Raw genomic sequence first — 19,703 nt, 5'->3', positions numbered from 1 at the left:
CAAGCGGGTTAAGGTAAATGTTGCTATGCCCCACAATGAAAAAGCAGCTATTGCAGCAGATGAATTAAGTGCCGGTGAGCCCAAACCGCAAGCAGTGCCAAAGATCCCCCGTGAAATTTGGATTATGGTCTCGGCGGCCTTCATTATCGCCTTGGGCTACGGCATCATCGCGCCGCTGCTTCCACAGTTCGTGGTGAGCTTCGATGTATCCATGGCCGCCGCGGGCATGGTGGTCTCGATTTTCTCCGCCAGCCGTCTCATCTTTGCGCCCGGTGCGGGCAAGCTCGTGGACAAGTTTGGCTCGCGCTGGGTCTATCTGACGGGCCTATTTACGGTGGCGATTACCACGGCGCTCGTAGCGGTGGCCCAGGAGTATTGGCACATCGTGCTCTTTCGCGCCCTGGCGGGTATCGGTTCCACGATGTTCACGGTCTCTGCCATGGGGCTTATCGTGAAGCTTTCGCCGCCGACTATCCGCGGCAAGTGTTCTGCAACCTATGCCACGGCCTTCCTGCTTGGCAATATCATCGGCCCGCTGCTTGGCGCCAGCCTCGCGTTTATGGGCTTTAGGTGGCCTTTCGTGCTTTATGGCGCGGGCGTCGCGCTTGCGGCGGTTGTGGTCTGGGTTCTCATGCCTTCGCTTTCGCGCGATGGTTCTGCGGGCGCGGCGCTGCCGCCGATGAAGCTCAGCGAGGCATGGCACGATACCGCGTATCGGGCGGTGTTGACCTCAAACTTTGCGCAGGGCTGGATCAACATGGGCGTGCGAGTTTCCGTGCTGCCGTTGTTTGCCGCCTCGGTCTTTCATAACGGCGCCGCTGCCTCCGGCTTTGCTCTAGCTGTATTCGCTGCGGGAAACGCTGTGGTGCTGCAATTTTCTGGCAGGTGGGCCGATATCTACGGCCGTCGTCCTATGATCCTCATCGGATTGGTGGGCACGGGCGTGTTCGTGGGGCTTATGGGCTTGGCCGATACCATCCCGACGCTGCTCATTGTCTCGGCTTTTGCCGGCGTCGCCTCCGGGCTTATCAATCCGGCGCAGACTGCCGCTATTGGCGACGTCGTGGGCAACAAGCGCTCCGGCGGTCAGGTGCTTTCCACCTTCCAGATGGCCGGTGACTTTGGCCAGATTCTTGGTCCCATCGTGGTTGGCGGCCTGGCGGACTACTTCGGCTTCGCCAAAGCCTTCGCGGTATGCGCGGGCGTGGCCGCCATGGGGCTCGTGGCTTGGCTGTGCGGCCGTGAGACTCTCCAAGAACGCCGCGCTATCGTCCGCCGAATCCCGCTGCGCAAGAAGAAGCGCCTTTAAAACTCGCCAGTGTGAGCGTCCCAGATTTCCTCGACTCGTGCGTCGAGAAGGGCGGCGGCAGCGGCGAAGCTTCGCATGCCGGACGTGGTAACAATCGAGGGCATGGGCGGCGGCCTGTTGGAGGCGCTGCGCTCCAAGGTGGGCCAGGAGCAAGCGGGCGGCCTATTTGCGGGATTTGTACGCTTTGATGGCAAAGCATGAGCTGCGCGGTATTCCATTTGGTCACTTCGGTAAGGGCTGCGTGCACGTGCGTATCTCCTTCGACTTCGGCACGGATGAGGGCATCGCGCAGTTCGAATCCTTCATGAATGAGGCAGCGGAGTTGGTCTCGGCCCACGGTGGTTCGCTCTCGGGCGAGCACGGCGATGGCCGCGCACGCTCGGCGTTGCTGGACCGCATGTACTCGCAGGAGATGCGCGAGCGATTCGAACAGTTCAAGGAGATTTTCGATCCGGAGAATTTCTTTAACCCGGGCGTTCTAGTAAAGCCGGAGGCAGTGACTGAGGGGCTGCGCATGGCGCCGGGGCAGCGACGCTTTGAGCTCACGCCGGTGCACAAGTTGGGCAAGGACAAGGGCTCGCTGGTCAACGCCATCAATAGGTGCGTGGGTGTATCCGCGTGCCGCAGTGAGACAGGCTCGATGTGCCCGTCCTCCCAGATTACCGGCGACGAGATGCACTCGACCCGCGGCCGTGCCCGCATGTTCAGTGAGATGTTCCGTGGCGAGTCCATCAAGGACGGCTTCGGTTCCAAAGAGGTTGAGGAAGCTCTCGACCTGTGCTTGTCCTGCAAGGCGTGCGTTTCCGAATGCCCGGTGAACGTGGACATGGCGACGTACAAGGCGGAGTTCCTGCACAACCACTACAAGGGCAAGTTGCGTCCGGGTGCGCATTATGTGATGGGCTGGCTGCCGCTTTTGGGCTACGTGGCGCACAAGATTCCGGTGGTGCCCACGCTGTTGGATAAGGTGATGTCTGCGCCGCGACTGGCGCCGCTTATAGCGAAAGTCTCCGGGTTGGATGCTGGCCGTCCGCTCATCCACTTCGCGCATACCTCGCTGCGCAAGTGGCACAAAGAGCATGAGCCGGTGCCCGTGCTTGGCGACGCCGCGGTAAACCGAAGCACGGAAAGTAGCGATGAGGCAGTTTCTTCGGCCGCTCCAGTTCCACCATTGCCACCGGGGGAACGCACCGTGGTGTTGTGGCCGGATTCTTTCAATTCCTCTCTGGGTACTTCACCCGCGACGGCCACGGTGGAGGTGCTCGAAGCGCTCGGGTACACGGTGGTCATACCGCAGGAGTTTGTGTGCTGTGGTTTGACCTGGCACTCGACTGGGCAGCTCGACATGGTAAAGCGCGTGCTGCGGCAGACGGTCAAGGTGATGAAGCCCTACCTGGACCGCGGGCTGCCTGTGATTGGCGTGGAGCCCTCGTGCACCGTGATGCTGCAACATGAAGCCGCTGAGCTTTGCGACGACCCGACATACGGCGCAGTGATTAAAAACCTGGCGCGCAACACCCACTCGTTTAGCGAGTTTATTGCCAAGCGCCTTGAGCAATTCGTCGCCGCCGGCGTCATCGCGCCGGGCGATGTCTCCGCGTTGACACAGGTGCACTGCCACGAAAAGTCATTAGGCGATCCGCAACATTCCGCTGCCGTGCTGCGGGCATTGGGCATCAACGAGGAACAGATCGCTACCGGCTGCTGCGGCCTGGCCGGCAACTGGGGCTTTGAGAAAGGCCACGCTGAAGTGTCCATGGCGCTGGGGGAGCGCGAACTATTCCCGAAGGTGAAGAAGGCAGCCACGGAAGGCAAGGTTGTCATCGCTGATGGCTTTTCTTGCCGCACTCAGATCGAACAGGGCACCGGCACAAACGCCCAACACATCGCTGAAATCGTCCACGGCATCATCGGCAAGGCCAGTTACTACAACTAAGCAGGCGCCCGATAAAAACCACAACATCGGCCGGGGCTTCCGCCACAAAGTAGGGAAGACTGGCCGCTGGCTGTTTTGTACTAGCGCTGGTTGTTGTCCACTAGTTCTTGTACAAGTTCGCGGTTAGTACCGCGGCGCAGGGTAGCCGTATGGCTTGTGCGGGCCGCGGCGATCCTGGCCGTCGCAACGCATCCATGGATGGTGCTGTGCCACCTGGGAAGACTTAAACGTGCTTTCGCGGAATGGCGTGTAAGAGCGCATGGACGAAAAGTGCATTAATTTCTTCAACAGGGTCTCCCGAGTCATTAGGCGGTAGCAGGCCGCGTGGTGAAGATTCCGAGACTCATAGTGGCTCAAACGAAGCAACTGGAGGACAAGGCGACACGGCCGTTCTGTCAGAATCTATTGATGGGGACAAAACCGGTGTGCGTCGAGCGAAATCCGATGGCATCTCAAAGGTTTCATGGGATGACGATTTTCCATTCGAGGTTCGGTTCCTCGCAGCGAGGTTCGAACCAAACGAAAGGTTCAGAACTAATAATGGTGGAACGGGTAAAGGCGTTTTACATCTGAATTTGTATTTTCCGCTTTTCCAAAATGAGTTTAAGTATTGGCAGGAGCAGTATGGTCACGCTCCGTATGAAGAAGTCATGGAAATCGTGAAATCTGCATACGAAAGTGAAGCAGTGTCCAAGGTGATGCATGGGAAAAAGCTGAATGGTGCTCGAACAATTAGTCCAGAGGCGCTAGAAGAAGCTGAGTCCCCCGTAGATTTGAGTATTTCTCAAACCGTAGTGAATGCTTGGCTAGGGACAGAAGCTCTGACTGCTGCGCTGTTGGGGCTGGTTAATGTTGAGTCGCGGATCGTAAATCGATTCAATGGGCGTCACTACATCAGGACCGGAGTTTAGACGTCTACTTGAATGGGAGTGTCGGGGCTGGTTCGACTGCATCGGTTGGTGTTGCAATTCGCCAGTAAGAATCATCGATATAGGTTTTAGAGCCCTCGAAGCTTTTCTCACACTTAACTAATCGCGTTGATAGTGAATCACCGTCTTTGGGGATTGGCAGGCCTAATTCGGCGGCAATTTTCTGGTGCTTGAGGTAATCTCCAAGGATCACGATCCCCTCAGGCTGTAGAGCAGAACGAGAGCCTCCGTTGTATCGAATACGCTTCATATAGTCCTTTTGCTGCGCGACAGTGGCGATGATGCCACGTGGGACTATGATGCCTTGAGCAATTCTGAACAATTCATTGAGGCGCTGAGCTCCGGAACTTGAAGAGAAAATCTTTGCTCGGTCGTCCTCGCTGAGTTGTAGGAGGGTGTTCGGCGGAAAAGCTTCGTCTAGGAAAAGCCATTGAATTGCGCTGCGACCAGCGGCGGAAATCGAGCGCTTGCCGTCGCGATTGCTGCCTCTAGTCAGAATTGAGTAATCGAGAAAAGCGAATCCCACTCGAAAAGTTCCCTGCTCATCGTCGGCATGGCAAAGCATTCCATGATGCCCGAGAGCCTCGATAGGGATCATCCAGCCAAACTTCTGTTTCGAGTACTTGCAGTCAACTTCGAAGCCCTCGATGTCGAAATCCATCACCTCACCGTCGCCGATAAAGCCGTCGAATTCTCGGCGAATGTTGATTTCGACTATTGAGCCGAGGTGAGCAGATTCGGTCTTACTGAGCTGGCTAATGGCGAAACGTCCAGTATGTTGACCATCATAAATCTGGTCGAAAGACTCGCGGAAGACACGTCCGAGGCGTTCTCCCGTGGGGTCTTGCTCTTTGAATGCAGCCGCTAGCTGTATAGAAATCGTGTCAGGTTGAATCTTGGCAATCACCTTGCCAATTTTAAATCAGACTCAGCTGGTTGACACGGGTTGGTGTTGCAGGTTCTAGAGACTTCGGAATTGGTTTCTTTCGCAGCGCGAACTTTATGCGTTCGCCGAGTGCCTTGGCCACCGGCGGAGGAAAGGCATTGCCAACCTGCCGCCATTGTGCGGTTTTCCCACCGGCCCACTTCCAGTCTTCGGGGAAACCTTGGATGACACCACCCATTCGTACCGTCAAACGCGGCATTTCTTGTTCGGGGTCTGTTGTGAAATCAGCAGCTGGCGGTGATTCGGCGATAGAGGAGCCCTTAATTCCGAGTTTCTTCCAGGCTTCTCGAGCACGCGTTGGCCCTACATCTGGGCCACCATGTTTTTTGCTTCCGCCCACAAGAGTCGGGCCCACTGTGTTTGCGTTTCGAGCCCAAGCTTCAGCTCCAGGCCAACCATTTTCTGCCATTAGCGGGAGAAGTGCTGTTCCCACCGGCATGTGTGATTTAACTACTTTCGGCCAGGCAAAATAGTTGGCAAATTCGTCCTTTAAAGCGACAAGGATGAACCTTGGTCGAAGCTGCGGCACTCCATAATCAGCTGCTTGGAGAAGTTTCCAAAAGGCGGTGTACCCCATTTCTTCAAGCTGATCGATTATTTGATCTCGGTAGGAGTCAAACCGTTTTTGACCGAGCCCTTTAACGTTTTCTAGAAGCACAGCACGTGGATCAATTTCGTTGATCAGACGTAGCGCCTGTGGAAAGAGGTCGCGTTCATCGTCGGCGCCAAGTTGCTTACCTGCTATTGAAAAAGGAGGGCATGGAACTCCGCCAGCAAATAGGTCGATTTTCCCTCTCCATGGCCTACCATCCAGGTTATGGACGTCCATTTCATGGACATTCCATTTTCCAAGAGGTCCTTCAGTTCCGCGGTTCTGGCGGAGAGTTTCAGCGGCCCAATTATCGATTTCGACGACCGCTGCGTGATGGAAACCTGCCTGTTCTAAGCCCAAAGCCTGGCCGCCAGCGCCAGCGCAAATCTCGAATGAGTGGAGGCGTGAGGTAGCCATCGAGCCGGTTCCTTTCTGAGCGTGAAAACGTAAACAATCATCGTGTGATAATGGTTTGATTAATAAAGTGTCTGTGTTGATTCTCTGTTGAGAGCATAGCGAGTTGGCGGACATTCCATATAATTTTACGAACGCTTGTTCCCTTAAGAGGTGTAATTGCATGAAAACGACGCGAGTGCCCTGGCATCGAGATGAGATCTTGGTAGTGGCTGCGATCGGGATCAAGTATGGGTGGCCGAACACGTCGCCGCGTTCGGAAATGGAAAAGCTCTCGAGTCTACTGCGTAGATGCGCCGTCCACCCTGAAATTGAGCCAGGTGAAGAGGACACGAAATTCCGTAATGTTAATGGAGTCGAGCGAAAATACTACGACTTATTAACTGCACGCCCAGGATATCCAGGAAACGCGACCAATGGTGGAAAAACTACTTATTCGATTGTTGAATACATGATTGAGCACCAGATGGAAGTCTTTGAAGCTGGAATTAAGATACAGCAAATGCTGGAGTCTGACACATACCGGAGTTTCGTTATCCCAGGCCTAAGAGTTTAAGGCTCGGAATGTCGGTCGGCGCCCACTCTAGTTCTTGGGCTTTGTCTGGGGTGACCCAGTGGGTAGCGTCGTGGTCGGTGAGGGCGAGGCCTTCGGTTGTCAGGTTGGCCTCGGTGGTGCAGCGAAAAGTAGTCAGCTCGATGGTGGCGAACTTGTACTCGTGCACGGTGGTGGTGACCTTCTCGCCGATGGTGGCTTCGATACCGAGCTCTTCGTGAAGCTCACGGGCGAGGGCTTGCTCGGGGGCCTATCTAGTTGGTCAAGTCCGCGGGTGGATTCCTTTCTTAGCTGTGACTAGAAGCAATAGCTTCTACCGCAGGGATATCTGCGGGAGCCCAAGTAAGATGCGCGGCCTCTGTGGAGGTAACCCATTTCGTATCGTCGTGGTCGGTGAGGCTGAGGTCGTCGGCTAGCAGGGAGGCGGTGGTGGTGCAGTAAAAGGTGGTGAGCTCGATGGTGGCGAAATCGTAATGGTGAACGGTTGTCGTTACCTTTTCACCGACGGTGGCTGAAATGCCGAGTTCTTCCTTAAGTTCGCGCGCGAGTGCTTGCTCTGGTGTTTCGCCGGGTTCGATCTTGCCGCCGGGAAATTCCCACATGCCAGCAAGGGAAGTGCCGGGCTTCTTGCGGAAGGCTAAAAGCTGTGTGCGTTCTTCATCGACGAAGACGGCGCCCACAACGCGAATGGGTTTAGACATGACTCTATTGTGCCTTGGATCTCGAAAACGTGTAGACAGCAGTCTGTAACTTAGCTAACATATTCCCAATGTTCGCGTAAAGGCTGTCGCGCGGGCTTGAATTTTGTATGCAAGCTTGAGGGGACGGTTTTACTGTGACTTCTACCGAATCGGTTTACTCCTCCCACCAGAGTCATGACGGGGAAATTCCGCAGCCTGGGGGACGGTGGAAACTCTTTTTATATAGCGCGATTGGCGCATTCGTATTCTTCCTGCCGGTGACGTATCAGGATAAGCGCTCTATTCCTTTGGACCACATGGTCACCATGGTGCGTGAGGGGATTCCGGCGGCGGTGCCGTGGATTATCTTTGCCTTGGCCGTGTACGGAACGGTGCGGAGTTTTATTACCGGCGCATTTAAAGAAAGCGCGCTTCAGGCAGTCTTTGCGGTGCTCAATGTTGTCGGTGCGGTGATCTCGTTTCTTATGGTCATCGACGCGCTGCCGTGGGTGCTCGGTGACGAGGACTTGGTGCCGTTCCTGTGGAACTCGATTGCCATTCCGGTAGGCCTCATCGTGCCTATTGGTGGTGCGTTCCTAGCGTTTCTCATTGGCTTTGGCCTGCTGGAGTTCGTCGGCGTGCTCATGCAGCCCATCATGCGACCGTTGTGGAAGACGCCGGGACGCTCTGCTATTGATGCAGTGGCCTCGTTCGTGGGCTCATATTCACTGGGAATTTTGGTCACGGACCGCGTCTACCAAAAGGGCGGATACACCGGGCGTGAGGCAGCGATTATTGCCACCGGCTTTTCGACGGTCTCTGCGGCCTTCATGGTCATCGTGGCCAAGCAGCTCGACTTGATGAAGGTATGGGGCACATACTTCATCGTCACGCTCATCGTGACTTTTGTGGTTACCGCCATTACCGTGCGGATTCCGCCGCTGCGCACCATTCCAGACGAGTATTTTGCGGACGCGCACCCAGATCCGGAAAAGCCGGTGGAAGGCTCGCGCATCAAAAACGCGTGGCGCGAGGCGATGTTGGCGCTACAACGCGCACCGTCGTTGTGGGAGTCCATCTGGGAGAACCTGCGCGATGGTGTGCGCATGGCGGCAGCAATCGTGCCGTCCATTATGTCGGTGGGTCTCATCGGACTGCTGCTTGCGCGCTTTACGCCCATCTTCGAGTGGATTGGCTACCTGTTCTACCCATTTGCGTGGGTAGCGCGGCTTCCGGAGCCGGTACTAGCGGGCAAGGGCGCGGCCATGGGAATTGCGGAGATGTTCCTGCCCGCCACCGCAGTGGCAGGCAGCGACAGCATGGTGCTCAAGTTCGTCATCGGCGTGGTGGCAGTCTCTGCCATTATTTTCTTCTCCGCATTGGTGCCGTGCATCCTGGCAACCAAGATTCCGGTGAAGCTGACTCACTTGGTCATCATTTGGTTTGAGCGTGTCGCGCTGACCATTCTTATCGCCACCCCGATTGCCCACCTGCTGTTTTGATAGGTTAAACCCAAGACGGGTTAGAGGATCTATATCGCTGGAGGGCAATGATGCTTATAGCCACTATCGCAGCTGAGGTAGCCTTTTGGCTTTGCTTAGTGGCTGGCTGCCTCTTGCGCTACGTGTTTAATCTGCGCAAACTCGGTTTGATACTTATGGCCGCGACCCCAATCATCGACCTGCTGCTCTTAGTATTTTTCTACGTGAGCCTGAGCCAAGGCGGTAGGGCCGAGTTCATGCACGGATTCGCGGCCTTTTATATTTCTTTCTCTGTTGTCTTCGGCAAAGACATTATTGGATTCGTAGACCGGAAGGTTTCTGGAGTTGCACCCCGAGAAAGTGCTCATGCGGACAGGCGCAGTTTCACAAAGTGTGTGGTTGCGAGTGCTGGCGCAGCGCTTTTGCTGCTCATAGGCATTGTGGTGACTGGCTTAGCGGGTAGCTTCTGGCTTGTCTACTGGCTCATCGCTGTTGCCTTTACTCCCGCTATGTGGTGGGGAGTCCAACGTTGGATGAGTAAGAAAGCTACCCGATAAACTGCGCGGCCTGGGTAAACCCAACGCCGTTGGCGTTTAGCTAGTGAGGTGGGCCGTGACAATGTCATCGATAAGCCGTGCCGCTGCTTTGGCGGTGCGGTTATCTATGTCAAAGGTGGGATTGAGCTCGACGACGTCCACCAGAGCCAGCTTGCCCGTCCGCGCAATTGCTACGGCCATGGCGCGGATACGCTCATAGCTCACGCCCAGAGATGCCGGGGCGGATACGCCCGGCGCGGTAGAAGCCGGCAGGACATCGAGGTCGATGGACAAGTGAACCTTGTCCTTGCCCTCGGTGGCGCGGGCTGCAAGTTCGCCGCACTCGGCCGGGGTGAGGTTGGTTAGCTCTTCATCCAAAGTGATGGCCACGCCGAGAGATTCGGCTTCATCAAAAAGCACCTTGGTGTTATTGGGGCGGGAGATGCCCAGCACGGTGTAATCAAAGTCATCGCTAAGCTCCGAAATCTGCTTGAACGGGGTGCCGGAGGTGGCCTGGTCCGCGCGGCGGAGATCGAAGTGGGCGTCGAGATTGATGATCTTGGTGGCGCCTACCGCGCGATACAGGCCGCGGTGGGAGCCGAAGGCGGTTTCGTGCCCGCCGCCCAGGATGATGGGGAGGGTGCCGGCCGCGACGAGTTCTTGCACCTTATCGGAAAGGGCGTCGTGGGCACCCTCGAGGTCATCGGCCTGTGTGGTGATCGTGCCGGCGTCGGCAAGCGCATGCTCATGGTGCACCGCCAAGGAGCCAAGCGCGGAACGCAGCGCGGCTGGGCCTGCGGCTGCCCCCTGGCGTCCGCCATTGCGCAGCACGCCCTCATCGGAGGCAAACCCCAGAAGTGTTACGGGGGCAGCGGAGTCGGTGGACTGATTGATAACGCTATGCCAGCGAGCATGCTCTGGTCCCAGGCCATCGGAGCGGCCGGACCATTCGGGGGCGGGGGTGAAAAGTTCAGCTGTTTCAGTGTTCATGGTCTTCGATGTTAGGTAAAACCGCGGCATGTGGCAGGAAACTCTGCCTACAATCACTAAGCGTGAGTACCAACAGAGTCCCCGCGGCGCGTCACGCGATGGAGATCCTCAAGCTTTTATCCACGATCGACGTCCCTATTTCTGCCGCCCGCATCCAAGGTGAGCTCAACCTGCCGCGCTCATCTACGTACCACCTGCTGGCGGAGATGGTTGATGCTGGTTTTGTAGCCCATTTGCCGGAGCATAAGACCTATGGCCTGGGGTTGGCGGCGTATTCCATGGCCTCGGCCTATGTAACGCAGCAGCCCTTGGTGCGCATGGCTACTCGGGACTTGGAACAGTGTGCGGCGCTGGTGGGTGGATCGGGGCATCTGTCACGTATGGCTGGATCGGAAATTTTGTATCTGCAGGAGGTGCGTGCGGCCGGGGCTACCTCCTTGGTGACCGAGGTGGGCGTGCGCCTGCAAGCACATAAGACGGCATCCGGGCGTGTGATGCTGGCGCATCTGCCTGATGCGGAGGTGCGCGCCGCCTTTGATACTGCGGGAGGTAGCGGCTTTGCCACGTTGAAAGAACGCTTGCGTTTGGTAGCTGCACGCGGGTGGGACCAAGAGATTGAAGAAATTACTCGCGGTCAGGCCTCCGTGGCGGTACCCATCCTGGATCATTTGGACCGCCCAGCGGCGGCGGTGGCGGTGACGTATCCGGTAGGGACGCCGGATACGAAGGTAGACGCCGCCGTTCGAGCTTTGCTGGAAGTATCGGACAAGATGGCGGCTAAAATGTACCGCAATCGCAAAAAGTGATGTAGCATACATTCATCGCGTTGGGCTGTCGCGCGACACATTGAAATTGTTGATCCCTTTTTAAAGGAGTTTTTGCCATGCCTAACGCCTACCCAACCACCGTGACCGTAAATGTCGGCGCGCTGAGCATCGAGGACGTCGTTGCCGTTGCCCGTTATGGCGCGCAGGTGGAGATTGCTCCCGAAGCGCTAGCAGAGGTGGCCGCTACCCGCGAGCGCATTGAAGAACTCGCGCAGGATCCGACCCCCGTCTACGGGATTTCCACCGGTTTCGGCGCTTTGGCCCGCCGTCATATCCCGGAAGAGATGCGCGCCCAGCTGCAGCTTTCCCTGGTACGTTCGCATGCTGCGGGCACCGGCCCGGAAGTAGAAGAAGAAGTCATCCGCGCACTGATGCTGCTGCGCCTGTCCACCCTGTGTACCGGCCGCACCGGCGTGCGCCCCGTAGTGGTGGAAACGTATGCCAAGGCTCTCAATGCTGGCATTGTGCCGGTGGTGCGCGAGTATGGCTCGCTGGGCTGCTCCGGAGATTTGGCGCCGCTTGCTCACTGTGCGCTGGCCCTGTTGGGAGAAGGCGAGGTACGCGTGAACGGCGAGCTGCAGGATGCGGGCGAAGCCTTGGCCGCAGCTGGCATCGAGCCGCTGCAGCTGCGCGAGAAGGAAGGCCTAGCGCTCATCAACGGCACCGATGGCATGCTCGGCCAGCTCTGCCTGGCCATTACTGACCTGCGCGCGGCCGCAAAGACCGCCGATATTGCCACCGCCATGACCGTGGAGGGCCTGCTGGGTACCCTCGTTGTCTTTGCAGATGACCTGCAGCAGTTGCGCCCACATCCGGGCCAGGCCGATGCCGCGGCCAATATCCTCCAGGTGGCCGAGGGGTCACAGATCTTGGAAGCCGCGCTCGAGGAGTTCAAGAAGAATCAGGTACAGGATGCCTACTCCGTGCGCTGCGCCCCGCAGGTCGCCGGCGGTTTCCGCGATACGTTGACCCACACTGCCCAGGTGGCTGAACGCGAGCTGGCTGCCGCGGTGGATAATCCGGTGGTGACCAAGGATGGCCGCGTGGTCTCCAATGGCAACTTCCACGGCGCGCCGGTGGCCTATGCGCTCGACTTCCTGGCAATTGTCACCGCGGATTTGGCCTCGATTTCCGAGCGCCGTACCGACCGCTTCCTGGACCCGGCACGCAACCGCGGGCTGAACGCATTTCTTGCCGACGACCCCGGTGTTGACTCCGGCCACATGATTGCCCAGTACGCCCAGGCCGGCATCGTGAGCGAAATGAAGCGCCTGGCCAACCCATCTTCGGCCGATTCCATTCCTTCTTCTGCCATGCAGGAAGACCACGTGTCTATGGGCTGGTCCGCGGCTCGCAAGCTGCGCAAGGCCGTCGATGGCCTGCAGCGCGTGCTGGCCGTTGAGATCCTCACCGCCGCCCGCGCCATCGACATGCGCGAGGGTGCCCCGGCTAAGGGAACCGGCGCGGTGATCGCCAAGCTGCGCGAAACCGTCAAGGGGCCAGGTGTGGACCGTTACCTCTCTCCGGAAATCGAGGAGACCGTGCGCCTAGTCAAGGAGGGCGCGCTTGTCGAAGCCGTCGAGAATGCTACCGGAAAGCTGCGTGGTTAATATGTCGATCATCTCTTGGCGCCCGCAATCTGAGCCCAACCCCTTGCCGTTTTCCCCTTTTAAAGCCAGCACGGTACCGCGCCCCATTGGATGGCTTTCCAGCGTGGATGGTGAGGGCCGCGAAAACATCGCGCCCTATAGTCAGTGGCAAAACCTCACCTTCGATCCACCCATGGTGATGTTTTCGGCCAACCAGTACCCGGATGGTCGCCGCAAGGACACGGTGCTTAACGCGGAGGAGACCGGCTGGTTCGTGTGGAATATGGCCACCTATGATCTACGCGAGGAAGTCAATAAATCCGCCCAGGTGCTCGACTATGGCGACAGCGAGTGGGACCGCCTTTCCGTAACCAAGGAATACGCGGACAATTACCGCATTCCCATGGTGAAAGAATCGCCGGTGAAGTTCGAGTGCCAGTACAAGACCACGCTGCGCGTGCCTGGTAATTCCAAGGTGGGCAGCATCGACCTCGTGGTGGCGGATGTAAAAACCATCCATATCGATGAATCTGTCATCGATGAGGAAGGTAAGCTTGACATCCTCAAGATTAAGCCCATCGCGCGCATGGGCTACTTTGACTACACCGTGGTCACAGGAAAATTCGAGATGCGCGTGCCCGGCTCCGACGACGCCGCGCGCGCCGGACTAGAGGGCAGCGCCTAGCGCATCGGCCATAGCCCGCTGGCCCGCGTGGGTGGATCAAGCGGCGAGGAGGGCCGCAGAAAAGAGGGGGATAAACCGGCGCATGCAGGCCGTCATAGATCATCCCGCATGTGTCTCATATACGAGACAGTTAGGGCTAATGTGGCATGGTACACAGAGCTGTGTCACAGTACTTTATGACATGTGACGCTGAACAAGTCCTCGGGGACAGCCCCGGGATACCGGCCTAGGGGGCTTGTGTGGGCGTCGAAAAGCACAAGCGAAAGGAATCCTCACCATGTCTCAACCACGCGAAGTACGCGCACCGCGCGGAACCGAATTGTCCGCCAAGTCCTGGCAGACCGAAGCGCCCCTGCGCATGCTCATGAATAACCTCGACCCGGAGGTAGCCGAGCGCCCCGAGGATCTCGTGGTCTACGGCGGCACCGGCCGTGCAGCGCGCAGCTGGGAAGCCTTCGATGCCATCGTAGAGTCCCTTAAGGATCTCGAGTCCGACGAGACCCTGCTCGTCCAGTCGGGTAAGCCGGTCGGCATCTGGAAGACCAATGAGTGGGCACCCCGCGTGCTCATCGCAAACTCCAACCTCGTGGGGGACTGGGCCAACTGGGAGCACTTCCGTGAGCTCGAGGACGAGGGCCTCATGATGTACGGCCAAATGACGGCCGGCTCCTGGATCTACATCGCTACCCAGGGCATCCTGCAGGGCACCTTTGAGACCTTCGCGGCCGTAGCGAAGAAGCGTTTTGGCGGCACCCTGGCCGGCACTTTCACCCTGACCGGTGGCTGCGGCGGCATGGGTGGCGCACAGCCGCTGTCTGTCACCCTTAACGGTGGTGCCTGCCTCATCGTGGACGTTGATGAAACCCGCCTAAAGCGCCGCCAGCATAAGCGTTACCTCGATGAGGTTGTCACCGACCTAGATGAAGCACTCAAGCTGGTTCTTGACGCCAAGGAAAACAAGAAGCCGCTATCCGTAGGCCTGGTAGGCAACGCCGCCGAGGTATTCCCGGAGATTCTGCGCCGCCAGCGCGCCGGGGAATTTACCGTCGACATCGTCACCGACCAGACCTCGGCCCACGATCCTTTGTCCTACCTGCCTTCTGAAATCACCGTGGAAGACTGGCACAACGAGGCTAAGGCGGATCCAACCACCTTCACTAAGAAGGCCCGCGAGTCCATGGCTGCTCAGGTCCAGGCTATGGTCGAGTTCCAGGATGAGGGCGCAGAGGTCTTTGACTATGGCAACTCCATTCGTGATGAGGCTCGCAAGGCCGGCTACCAGCGTGCCTTCGAGTTCCCTGGCTTTGTGCCGGCCTACATTCGTCCGCTGTTCTGCGAGGGCCTTGGCCCGTTCCGCTGGGCTGCGCTCTCCGGTGACCCAGAGGACATCAAGGTAACCGACCAAGCCCTCAAGGAGCTCTTCCCAGACAACGAGCACCTGCACAACTGGCTCGACGCAGCAGAGGAGTACGTTGAGTTCGAAGGGCTGCCGGCGCGTATTTGCTGGCTCGGCTATAACGAGCGCCACAAGGCCGGCCTGCTCTTCAACGAGCTTGTCCGTGACGGAAAGGTCTCTGCTCCGATTGTTATCGGGCGTGATCACCTCGACTCCGGTTCCGTGGCTTCTCCGTACCGCGAAACCGAGGCGATGCTCGATGGCACTGACGCGGTAGCAGACTGGCCACTGCTTAACGCCATGACCGCTGTGTCTTCCGGTGCTACCTGGGTGTCCCTTCACCACGGCGGCGGCGTGGGCATGGGCCGTTCCATCCACGCCGGTCAGGTTACCGTTGCAGACGGCACCGAGTTGGCCGCCGCCAAGCTGCGCGCGGTCCTCACCAACGACCCGGGCATGGGCGTTATCCGCCACGTCGATTCCGGATACACTCGCGCGAAGGAAGTAGCTGATGAGCGCGGCGTACGTATTCCGATGGAATTTCGAGCTCGCGACTAGCAGACGGCACCACATACGGGTTGGTCAAACCCAGAAAGGACGCTTTAGATGAGCACCCTGTTTACTGGAATCTCCGAATTACACACGGTTAGTGAAGCCGGAACGCTTGACGACGCCGCCATCGTCGTCACCGATGGTGTGGTTTCGTGGGTGGGGCAGCGGTCTCAAGCGCCGGCCGCTGACGACATCGTGGATTGCGGTGGGCGAGCAGTTTTGCCCGGTTGGGTCGATTCGCATACCCACATGATTTTCGATGGAGACCGCTCCGCCGAATTCGAGGCCCGCATGAGCGGTGGCTCTTATGAAGCAGGCGGCATTGCAGTCACTATGGATGCCACTCGCTCTGCTGGCGAAAGCCGACTCGAGCAGCTTCTGGTCGAGCGCATTGCAGCGGCCCGTCGAGGCGGTACTACGACCGTCGAGACAAAGACTGGGTACGGCCTCAACACCGAATCCGAAGTGCTAGCTGCGCGGGTAGCATCCAAGTACGCAGATGACGTCACTTTTCTCGGCGCGCACCTTGTTCCACCAGGCGCGGATGCTGATGACTATTTGGATGAGGTCGTAGGCCCGATGCTTGACGGCGTCGCAGACTATGCGAATTGGATTGACGTGTTCTGTGAGCGAGGCGCGTTTGATGAGACGCAGTCTCGGCGGGTTCTTGCTGCTGGTAAGGAACGTGGCTTAGGCGTGCGTGTACACGGTAATCAGTTGGGTGAGGGGCCCGGTGTTCAACTCGCGGTTGAGCTGGATGCCGCTTCAGTCGACCACGTTAACTATTTGAGCGATGCCGACATTGAGGCTTTAGCCAACTCCGAGACCGTCGCTACCATGCTTCCTGCCTGCGATCTTTCCACTCGCGAGCCGCTAGCTCCAGGGCGTCGTCTGCTTGATGCAGGCGCCACCGTTGCTATCGCTTCTAATCTGAATCCGGGAACGTCTTATACCTCCTCGATGAATTTTTGTGTTACTACGGCGGTGTTGCAGCAGCGTCTATCTCTAGACGAGGCTGTCCGAGCAGCGACGTTTGGTGGCGCTAAAGCTCTTCGCAGGCACGATGTTGGTGGAGGCCTAGATGCGCAGGGGCGTCCGGCAAAGGGCACGATTGTTGAAGGCGCTGCGGCCGATCTTCATGTGCTCGATGCACCGAGCGCCATTCACCTGGCTTATCGCCCGGGTATGCCCATGACGTGGCGTACGTTTGTCGCAGGAAAACCTGCGTTCTAAAGGCGCTCAGCGATGGCATGTGCCATCGCTGACTGCCCTTCGTGGGTGGGATGCATAGGGTAGGCCCCATTTTCAGTCCCCGCGAGGTCGACCCAGCGCTCCGCAACGGGGGCGCAGCCGGTGTGCAGTTCGGTGCCCGGTGGCACGACGAACTGCGCGCCGGCGCGGTGGGCTGCTTGCTCGACTTCCAAGTTGATCTGCGAAATCTTTTGCATCAGCCAAAGACGGTCGACGTCGCTGACTTTTTCAATCGCGGGGCAATTGCTTTCGTTATCCGTCGGTGCAAGAAGTGGCATATAGGCGGTCGCGAAAATCTTGGCCTGTGGGGCCTTGCGGTGGATGCCGGCGTAGACGTCGTCTAGCTTGGCAGGCAGTGCCGCCAGGGCTTGGTCGATCTCCCCGCCGTGGAGTTCGGCGCAATTCAGATCGTTGGTGTTCATAGCGCAGCTTGTCAGTACGCCGAAGCCGGCGTCATTGCCGCCGATGGACAAGGTGATGATGTCGGTCGTGGTGTCCACGGCGTCCAACTGCGGTGGAAGGTCCGCACGTGGCCCCAGGACGTGGTCGGTTAGGGCGCCTTGGCACGTGACGTCGTCAAGCGCGAGCCCCTTCATCTGCTGTAACTGTGACGGATAGTTGTCGCTCGCCCGTGCACACCATCCTGGCCCGGTGTGTGGGGCGCCGCGGGTGCCCATCGAGGCATAAGAGTCGCCCAACGCGACGTAGTGCAGGGCGTCGCTAGTCTGCTCGTCCTTGCCTGTCTCTTCTTTTGCTGTGTCGCAGGCGCCAAGGCTGAGCGCTAGGGCGGTGGTTGCCAGCGCAGCCAGCGTGCTGTGGCGCACGTGGCGCGGAAAGAGACGAGCGGGGATGGTCATGGGCGTGATTGTACGCAAATGCGGGGGAAGGTTGACTATGAAATTGGGCGGGTGTGACCGTTAGGTAATGGGATAGATGGTGTGTTTGTTGGCACCTTTAAAGCGCTTTTAGCTCGATCGATGGCGGTAGGGGGTTTGTATAACGTACTGTGGAGCAAGCAATGAGCATTACCGATAACGCCACCGGCGGCGTGAACGAGCCGGAAGAAATCAATAAGTCGGAATCTCAGGAAATCTCGCAAGGTGACGTTGAAACCACCGGGGCTGCGAATAACCCTGAGGACACCGGCGCTGAAAATACTTCAGCCAACGACAATTCCCAGGGGTTTGCAACTCTCGGCCTGCCTGACGATGTTCAGCACGCCGTTGCGAAGGTCGGCTTTACCCAGCCATCCCCAATCCAGGAACAAACCATCCCGATCCTGATGGAAGGCCGCGACGTCGTGGGCCTCGCCCAGACGGGTACCGGAAAGACCGCAGCTTTCGCGCTGCCGGTTCTATCCCAGGTCGACCCAGAAGTACGCCACCCACAGGCACTGGTTCTCGCCCCAACGCGTGAACTTGCCCTGCAGGTTGCGGACTCTTTCCAGTCCTTTGCTGATCACCTGGGCCGCATCGAGGTGCTGCCAATCTACGGTGGTCAGGCATACGGCATTCAGCTTTCTGGTCTGCGCCGTGGCGCCCAGATCATCGTCGGCACCCCAGGCCGCGTCATCGACCACCTGGAGAAGGGCTCCCTGGATATTTCCCAGCTGCGCTTCCTGGTCCTCGACGAGGCAGACGAGATGCTGAACATGGGCTTCCAGGAAGACGTTGAGCGCATCCTGGAAGACACTCCGGAAGAAAAGCAGGTCGCGCTGTTCTCGGCAACGATGCCGAACTCCATCCGCCGCCTGTCTAAGCAGTACCTCAACGATCCTGCTGAGGTAACGGTCAAGTCTGAGCGCCGCACCAATGACAACATCACGCAGCGCTACCTTTTGACCCCACACCGTCAGAAGATGGATGCCTTCACCCGCATCCTCGAGGTCATCGAGTACGACGCCATCATCGTCTTTTGCCGTACCAAGCACGAGACCGAAGAGGTCGCTGACAATCTGCGCGACGCTGGCTATAACGCGGCCGCCATTAACGGCGACATCGCCCAGCAGCAGCGTGAGCGCACCGTTGACCAGCTCAAGGATGGCCGCTTGGACATCCTCGTGGCTACAGACGTCGCCGCTCGTGGCCTGGACGTTGAGCGCATCACCCACGTGGTCAACTACGACATCCCGAACGACACCGAGTCCTACGTGCACCGCATTGGCCGTACCGGCCGTGCAGGCCGTACCGGTGAGGCGATCCTGTTCGTCACCCCGCGTGAGCGCCGCATGCTGCGCTCCATCGAGCGCGTGACCAACGCCCGCCTCGAGGAAATGGACCTGCCTTCCGCTGACGAGGTCAACGAGAAGCGCAAGGAAAAATTCCTGGCCAAGATCGGCGAGTCCCTGGGTGAGAAGCAGTTCGAGTTCTTCCGCGACATGGTTCGCGAGTACTCTGCAACGAACAACGTTGCCATGGATGACATCGCCGCAGCGCTTGCAGTCCAGCTGCAGGGCGGTAAGGACTTCCTGCTCAAGGAGCAGCCAGCGCCGAAGCGCGACCGCCGTGACCGCGACCGTTTTGACCGTGGGGATCGCCGCGACCGTGGTGACCGCGGTGGACGTGGCGGCTTCCGTGACCGCGATCGTGACCGTGGCCCGCGCCGCCCGGACGGTGACTTTGAGACCTACCGCCTGGACGTCGGCAAGCGCCAGAACGTGCGCCCAGGCGCCATCGTCGGTGCGCTGGCCAACGAGGGTGGCTTGTCCTCCAAGGACTTCGGCCGCATCACCATTGCAGTGGGCCACACCCTGGTCGACCTGCCGAAGAACCTTGACCGCGCAGTGCTGGACCGTCTGAAGGACACACGCATCTCCGGCCAGCTGATTAACATCGCCAAGGACACCGGCCGCCCGCCGCGCCGCGATGGCGATGACCGTGGCGGACGCGGCGGCCGTGGTGGTTACCGTGATGATCGTCGCGGAGGCCGTGGGCGCCGTGACGACCGTGGCGGACGGGGTGGCCGTGGTGGCTACCGTGACCGTGATGACCGTCGTGGCGGTTGGCACGACTAACACGCGCAAAGCGTTACCGCCGTC

At 58.6% G+C, this 19,703-nt stretch carries 15 protein-coding genes and 2 pseudogenes; 11 read left to right on the top strand and 6 right to left on the bottom strand.

Annotation, left to right across the window (positions count from 1 at the left end):
- Nucleotides 1–25: 25 nt before the first annotated feature.
- The 3 genes and pseudogenes from HMPREF3169_RS09080 to HMPREF3169_RS13010 all read left to right on the top strand — a co-directional run bounded on the left by HMPREF3169_RS09080 (nt 26) and on the right by HMPREF3169_RS13010 (nt 4,156).
- Nucleotides 26–1,309 carry an MFS transporter gene (locus tag HMPREF3169_RS09080; RefSeq protein WP_082778585.1) on the top strand — a complete coding sequence of 428 codons (1,284 nt, stop codon included), beginning with the start codon at nt 26–28 and terminating at the stop codon, nt 1,307–1,309.
- A gap of 133 nt (nt 1,310–1,442) precedes the next feature.
- Nucleotides 1,443–3,245 (top strand): annotated as a pseudogene (locus tag HMPREF3169_RS09075) (FAD-binding and (Fe-S)-binding domain-containing protein); the annotation flags it as partial.
- Between the two features lie 242 nt (nt 3,246–3,487).
- Nucleotides 3,488–4,156 carry a hypothetical protein gene (locus tag HMPREF3169_RS13010; protein WP_141744854.1) on the top strand — a complete coding sequence of 223 codons (669 nt, stop codon included), beginning with the start codon at nt 3,488–3,490 and terminating at the stop codon, nt 4,154–4,156.
- A 4-nt stretch (nt 4,157–4,160) separates the two neighbouring features.
- Here HMPREF3169_RS13010 and HMPREF3169_RS09060 read toward each other — a convergent pair whose 3' ends face one another.
- The 4 genes and pseudogenes from HMPREF3169_RS09060 to HMPREF3169_RS09045 all read right to left on the bottom strand — a co-directional run bounded on the left by HMPREF3169_RS09060 (nt 4,161) and on the right by HMPREF3169_RS09045 (nt 7,380).
- Nucleotides 4,161–5,081 carry a NaeI family type II restriction endonuclease gene (locus HMPREF3169_RS09060; RefSeq protein WP_062035412.1) on the bottom strand — a complete coding sequence of 307 codons (921 nt, stop codon included), beginning with the start codon at nt 5,079–5,081 and terminating at the stop codon, nt 4,161–4,163.
- Nucleotides 5,082–5,091: 10 nt separating this feature from the next.
- On the bottom strand, nt 5,092–6,129 hold the full coding sequence (locus tag HMPREF3169_RS09055) for a DNA cytosine methyltransferase (protein ID WP_061921833.1): 1,038 nt from the start codon (nt 6,127–6,129) through the stop codon (nt 5,092–5,094).
- A gap of 530 nt (nt 6,130–6,659) precedes the next feature.
- Nucleotides 6,660–6,914, bottom strand: a pseudogene (locus tag HMPREF3169_RS09050) (NUDIX domain-containing protein); the annotation flags it as partial.
- Between the two features lie 52 nt (nt 6,915–6,966).
- Nucleotides 6,967–7,380: a (deoxy)nucleoside triphosphate pyrophosphohydrolase gene (locus HMPREF3169_RS09045; RefSeq protein ID WP_061921839.1), complete on the bottom strand. Its 414-nt coding sequence runs from the start codon at nt 7,378–7,380 to the stop codon at nt 6,967–6,969.
- Between the two features lie 134 nt (nt 7,381–7,514).
- Here HMPREF3169_RS09045 and HMPREF3169_RS09040 point away from each other — a divergent pair, with 134 nt between their 5' ends.
- Both HMPREF3169_RS09040 and HMPREF3169_RS09035 read left to right on the top strand, forming a co-directional pair.
- A complete protein-coding gene (locus tag HMPREF3169_RS09040) occupies nt 7,515–8,861 on the top strand; it encodes a YjiH family protein (RefSeq protein WP_061921843.1) in 1,347 nt (448 codons plus the stop codon).
- A gap of 98 nt (nt 8,862–8,959) precedes the next feature.
- The gene (locus HMPREF3169_RS09035; protein ID WP_235591031.1) at nt 8,960–9,397 is read left to right on the top strand and encodes a hypothetical protein; all 438 of its coding nucleotides are present in this window, start codon (nt 8,960–8,962) and stop codon (nt 9,395–9,397) included.
- Nucleotides 9,398–9,433: 36 nt separating this feature from the next.
- Here HMPREF3169_RS09035 and hutG read toward each other — a convergent pair whose 3' ends face one another.
- Nucleotides 9,434–10,366: a formimidoylglutamase gene (gene hutG / locus HMPREF3169_RS09030; protein WP_061921846.1), complete on the bottom strand. Its 933-nt coding sequence runs from the start codon at nt 10,364–10,366 to the stop codon at nt 9,434–9,436.
- 98 nt (nt 10,367–10,464) lie between these two features.
- Here hutG and HMPREF3169_RS09025 point away from each other — a divergent pair, with 98 nt between their 5' ends.
- From HMPREF3169_RS09025 to hutI, 5 genes are all read left to right on the top strand, one after another.
- Nucleotides 10,465–11,172, top strand: coding sequence for an IclR family transcriptional regulator (locus HMPREF3169_RS09025; protein WP_070456209.1), 708 nt, complete (start codon nt 10,465–10,467; stop codon nt 11,170–11,172).
- Between the two features lie 77 nt (nt 11,173–11,249).
- Nucleotides 11,250–12,803 (top strand): histidine ammonia-lyase, encoded by a 1,554-nt coding sequence (gene hutH, locus HMPREF3169_RS09020; RefSeq protein WP_062041217.1) that lies wholly within the window; start codon nt 11,250–11,252, stop codon nt 12,801–12,803.
- A 1-nt stretch (nt 12,804) separates the two neighbouring features.
- Nucleotides 12,805–13,467 (top strand): flavin reductase family protein, encoded by a 663-nt coding sequence (locus HMPREF3169_RS09015; protein ID WP_141748360.1) that lies wholly within the window; start codon nt 12,805–12,807, stop codon nt 13,465–13,467.
- Between the two features lie 277 nt (nt 13,468–13,744).
- The gene (gene hutU / locus HMPREF3169_RS09010) at nt 13,745–15,421 is read left to right on the top strand and encodes a urocanate hydratase (protein ID WP_061921857.1); all 1,677 of its coding nucleotides are present in this window, start codon (nt 13,745–13,747) and stop codon (nt 15,419–15,421) included.
- A 48-nt stretch (nt 15,422–15,469) separates the two neighbouring features.
- On the top strand, nt 15,470–16,648 hold the full coding sequence (hutI, locus tag HMPREF3169_RS09005; protein WP_061921860.1) for an imidazolonepropionase: 1,179 nt from the start codon (nt 15,470–15,472) through the stop codon (nt 16,646–16,648).
- Here the strand turns inward: hutI and HMPREF3169_RS09000 are convergent.
- Nucleotides 16,645–17,523, bottom strand: coding sequence for an SGNH/GDSL hydrolase family protein (locus tag HMPREF3169_RS09000; protein ID WP_070456208.1), 879 nt, complete (start codon nt 17,521–17,523; stop codon nt 16,645–16,647). The genes hutI and HMPREF3169_RS09000 overlap by 4 nt on opposite strands.
- A gap of 161 nt (nt 17,524–17,684) precedes the next feature.
- On the opposite strand from HMPREF3169_RS09000, the gene HMPREF3169_RS08995 reads away from it, so the two are divergent.
- Nucleotides 17,685–19,679: a DEAD/DEAH box helicase gene (locus tag HMPREF3169_RS08995; protein ID WP_070432815.1), complete on the top strand. Its 1,995-nt coding sequence runs from the start codon at nt 17,685–17,687 to the stop codon at nt 19,677–19,679.
- Nucleotides 19,680–19,703 lie beyond the last annotated feature (24 nt).

The organism is Corynebacterium sp. HMSC08C04, assembly GCF_001807495.1.
Classification (GTDB): Bacteria; Actinomycetota; Actinomycetes; order Mycobacteriales; family Mycobacteriaceae; genus Corynebacterium; species Corynebacterium simulans.
The sequence above is the reverse complement of the archived record's forward strand: the minus strand, read 5'-3'. Positions and strand labels throughout refer to the sequence as shown.

What these genes read in the sequence shown, in the direction of transcription:
- HMPREF3169_RS09000 (WP_070456208.1), bottom strand. Translation starts at nt 17,523, where the DNA reads ATGACCATCCCCGCTCGTCTCTTTCCGCGCCACGTGCGCCACAGCACG.
- hutI (WP_061921860.1), top strand. Translation starts at nt 15,470, where the DNA reads ATGAGCACCCTGTTTACTGGAATCTCCGAATTACACACGGTTAGTGAA.
- HMPREF3169_RS08995 (WP_070432815.1), top strand. Translation starts at nt 17,685, where the DNA reads ATGAGCATTACCGATAACGCCACCGGCGGCGTGAACGAGCCGGAAGAA.
- HMPREF3169_RS09025 (WP_070456209.1), top strand. Translation starts at nt 10,465, where the DNA reads ATGGAGATCCTCAAGCTTTTATCCACGATCGACGTCCCTATTTCTGCC.
- HMPREF3169_RS09080 (WP_082778585.1), top strand. Translation starts at nt 26, where the DNA reads ATGCCCCACAATGAAAAAGCAGCTATTGCAGCAGATGAATTAAGTGCC.
- HMPREF3169_RS09055 (WP_061921833.1), bottom strand. Translation starts at nt 6,129, where the DNA reads ATGGCTACCTCACGCCTCCACTCATTCGAGATTTGCGCTGGCGCTGGC.
- hutU (WP_061921857.1), top strand. Translation starts at nt 13,745, where the DNA reads ATGTCTCAACCACGCGAAGTACGCGCACCGCGCGGAACCGAATTGTCC.
- HMPREF3169_RS09015 (WP_141748360.1), top strand. Translation starts at nt 12,805, where the DNA reads ATGTCGATCATCTCTTGGCGCCCGCAATCTGAGCCCAACCCCTTGCCG.
- hutH (WP_062041217.1), top strand. Translation starts at nt 11,250, where the DNA reads ATGCCTAACGCCTACCCAACCACCGTGACCGTAAATGTCGGCGCGCTG.
- HMPREF3169_RS13010 (WP_141744854.1), top strand. Translation starts at nt 3,488, where the DNA reads ATGGCGTGTAAGAGCGCATGGACGAAAAGTGCATTAATTTCTTCAACA.
- hutG (WP_061921846.1), bottom strand. Translation starts at nt 10,366, where the DNA reads ATGAACACTGAAACAGCTGAACTTTTCACCCCCGCCCCCGAATGGTCC.
- HMPREF3169_RS09045 (WP_061921839.1), bottom strand. Translation starts at nt 7,380, where the DNA reads ATGTCTAAACCCATTCGCGTTGTGGGCGCCGTCTTCGTCGATGAAGAA.